The sequence below is a fragment of the Pedobacter sp. HMWF019 genome (genome assembly GCF_003061025.1).
In the GTDB taxonomy this organism is placed as follows: Bacteria; Bacteroidota; Bacteroidia; order Sphingobacteriales; family Sphingobacteriaceae; genus Pedobacter.
Genome location: NZ_QAIL01000557.1, coordinates 1 through 3,492 on the forward strand (window position 1 = coordinate 1; position 3,492 = coordinate 3,492).

2 protein-coding genes are annotated in these 3,492 nt (G+C 43.9%); both read right to left on the bottom strand.

Annotation, left to right across the window (positions count from 1 at the left end; all coding sequences use genetic code 11):
- A partial coding sequence (locus DBR11_RS27195; protein WP_146186687.1) for a putative Ig domain-containing protein occupies positions 1–2,648 on the bottom strand: 2,648 nt, incomplete at its 3' end.
- A gap of 18 nt (positions 2,649–2,666) precedes the next feature.
- Positions 2,667–3,221: a phage tail protein gene (locus DBR11_RS27200; protein WP_108555690.1), complete on the bottom strand. Its 555-nt coding sequence runs from the start codon at positions 3,219–3,221 to the stop codon at positions 2,667–2,669.
- Positions 3,222–3,492: the final 271 nt, after the last annotated feature.

Here is a 3,492-nt window from a genome sequence, read left to right on the forward strand (position 1 = left end):
ATTGGTTTTGCAGTGATGGCAAAGTTATTTGGAACAAATGTAATGGTGTAGTTATCACCTGCGCTTAGCGTACCCTGATTGATGGCATAGGTAGTTCCGATGTTCTCACCGGCAGCTCTTTCCAGGGTTCCTGTAAAGGCATCTCCGGTTAAAAGCGGACTTCCATTAGTAATGGTGTAAGCGAATGTTGGATCTGATGCACCATATACTTTGCTTTGACCAGCCGTTGCAGTTACCGTGATTGGTTTTGCAGTGATGGTTAAAGTTTGAGATACTTGTGGTGCAGCAAGGTACTGATTGTTGCCTGCCTGATCCGCATAAACAGTTACTGTACCTTTCCCAACAATATGAATTTTTCCGGCGATAACTGTAGCAATTGCAGGATCACTTGTGCTGTAGGTAACAGGAAGGAGACTTGTGCTGGTTGCCCCAGGATCAAAGTCAGGTGTTCCGTAAACGGCTGAGGCAGTTGTTGCTAAGGTAATGTTTTGCGTTTGTTTCGTAATGGTCAGGCTATAAGAATTGCTGCCTGTAAAAGGGCTGCCAGTTCCGGTAGAAGCATCTGTTGCTGTTAAAACAAAATTATAATCCCCGGCGGCAGTTGGCGTGCCAGAAAGGGTTCCGGCAAATAAGTCGATCCCCGGGGGTAAACTTCCTGTAGATACGCTGTAGGAATAAGGAATTGTTCCTCCAGATGCCGTTATTGTTTGGCTGTATACGGTGTTCAGACTTCCATTTGGAAGGCTGGTCGGATTAACTGTAATTACAGGTATTAGCGCTATTACAGTATAAGCTTGCGATCCTGTGAAGGAGTTGGCATCCGTACTTGTGATGGTAAAATTGAATGTACCAGAGGCTGTAGGCGTACCACTCAGTACTCCACCAGGAGAAAAGTTCAGGCCGGTGGGCAAAGTTCCTGCTGTTACAGTATAAGCGTATGGAGATGTTCCTCCTGATGAAGTTAAAGTTTTACTATAAGCAACACCAATTTGTGGATTTGTTAAAGTTGAGGGTGTAAGGGCAATAACAGTGGGTGCAGCTTTGGTAATGGTAATGGTATAGGTTTTGGTTGTAGAGCCATCTTGTGGGGTTACAATTGTTGTAATTGTGTTGGTGCCAACGGCAAGTGCTATGGCTCCGGAAGCTGCTCCGCTGGCCACCGTAGTTCCGTTTACTTTTATGGTTGCATGACTCTCTGCAACGGTAGGGGTTATGGTTACGCTTGCAGTGGAGTTAGGTACGCTTGCCGTATAAGCTAGTGTTCCGGCTGCAAAAACCGGTGTTAATGCCCCAGAACTTAAAACTAGGTTATTTAAATCTGCATTATTACTTAATACAACTGAGGGTGTATTTACCTTAATGTCATTTAAGGCAATGTAAGCACCTGCCCCGTCTGCACGGGAAAGCCTCACTTCATCAATATTTTTAAAAAATGCAGGCAATTTAAAGGCGGCGTTGCCTGAAGTCTGTGAAAGTGGAATATACGCGACACTTGTGTTTCCGGGGAAAGTAAATGAGCCTTTGGAAACACCTCCATCAAAACCTTCTATTTTGAACACGATTCCAGGAGTTTCATCGCCCCAATCCATGAAATTTAAAGATTCAAGGGAGAAATTAGTTCCGCCTAAAGATTTAATAGTCCAACCATAATTGGGGTTGATATCACCGTAGGTAATAATAGGAGGATATGATGTCCAGCCCTGTTGGCTTGAATCATGATATTGCAGCGGATCTGCGGTTAACAGCACAGCGGAGCTGTTGATCGGGTAGGTTTGAAGGTCAAGATCGGTTATGGTTACAGAGCCCCCATCTCCATCTTGTGCGATATGGTCTCCAAAACCAGTTGCATTTGAAAAAGTAAGCGTTGGTGCGGTGGATAAAATTACACCGGATGTGGTAATGGTAAAGGAGGGGTTTGGATGTGTAAATATGGTACCTCCCGGATTTAGATTTTTTGGTGTGTCTTCACTGCTTTGCCAGGAACTTGTTGTTCCTATAGCAGCGAGGATTTGTGCTTTGGTGCCACTGATAATACCGGTGTAAACCGTATTGTCTCCATGCAATGCCATGCCGGTTAGGGCCACAGCGGTACTTCCTGAAGTAAGGCCAGATGGTTTATAAGAGGTGGTTGTAGAAGGCGTTCCAGAACTTAACCAGTTCCCTCCCCCGGCAGCATCTGTTGACCAGTTTGCAAAGCCATAAATAAAAGTAGGAGAGGCTTCCGTTCCGGTATAAATGAACCAATTGTCTCCTCCGCTGGCAACTGCAAAATCTGTCCAGCCAGAATGACTTACTGTTCCGTAAGAGGTTAGGGTACCTCCGGTACCCCCACCTGCGGCAATAGTGAGTTTAAGCAAGGTCCCGGCAGGAATAACCGAGGTTGTAGTCCATGTTAGCAGCCCTTCGGCCGTAGTATTGCTCATATCAAATGCATTTGACCCGGTCCATGCCCTGTCGGTTATTTTAATGACCTGGCCTGAAGGAATACTGGCCAGGGTGACCAAGGCGAGTTCATCGGGTTCAGTATCGGAATTAAAGCCGACAATTGCGATGTCTCCCGGACTGAGTTGCGCAAAAGTTCTTAAAGAGCAAAGAACAATTAATAAAAATGTGGTGAGAATGAGACGTAATGAAGATGACTGTTTCATGGACTTGTATCTTTTGAATTAATTCCTTGATGGGTAAAGACCTTGCATGGCAATGATATAGTTCACACCAAGAATCGGTTGGAGAAGGGAGAAAGGCATACTGCCACCGGTCATTCCATTTGTATTTGTGACGGCATTTGTTAAGCCTACGTCTGGACTCTGCGAACTAAAACCCTTGGCTGGATCACCATTAATGTCTTTAACCGCTGAAATAGAGCTGGCTGCTACTGGTGTTACCTGGTCACCCTGCTGACTGCTTACTTTCATCGCAGTTGTTGCAACATGCGTATGTATAGGCATTTGATTGATGGTTAAGGTCATGTTTTCTGTGCCCGTTTTTTCCCCTAAAACGTAATTGGAAAGCCCAGGTCCTTGGCCTTGTCCAACAGGTACTCTTCCCCTGAGGTCGGGTAATGCGAATGTGGTAACTCCATCTCCACCATAAAAGGTGCCCAAAATGGAAAAGAGTGCCTGATTCTGTGAAATTGGGAGAAGCTGGCCCCAGCAAAGCATCCAGCCCCGTGGGGCAAAATTACCCGCGAAAATGATAATTGTTCCTAGTATAGGATCCATAAAATTTGATTTTGATATGTGTAATGAATAAAACGAATATGCCGATGGAAATTTAACGGGCGAAGTATTTCACTATGAACAGAAAATAAACCAGTGATGGAGAAGATTGCTTTCATAAAACAATTCAAAAGGCGCGTTAATTTGGTATGTCAAAATTTAATTCTGTTGATCTGTTAATTCACTCAACAAAATTAAATTTAAATGTAAGACAATATTAAATTCTTTCAAATAGAATTTAAATAAAAATATAATATTTATACAAATGTTGCGT

Excerpts from the sequence above, each read along its gene's own strand:
- DBR11_RS27200 (WP_108555690.1), bottom strand. The coding sequence starts at position 3,221 with ATGGATCCTATACTAGGAACAATTATCATTTTCGCGGGTAATTTTGCC.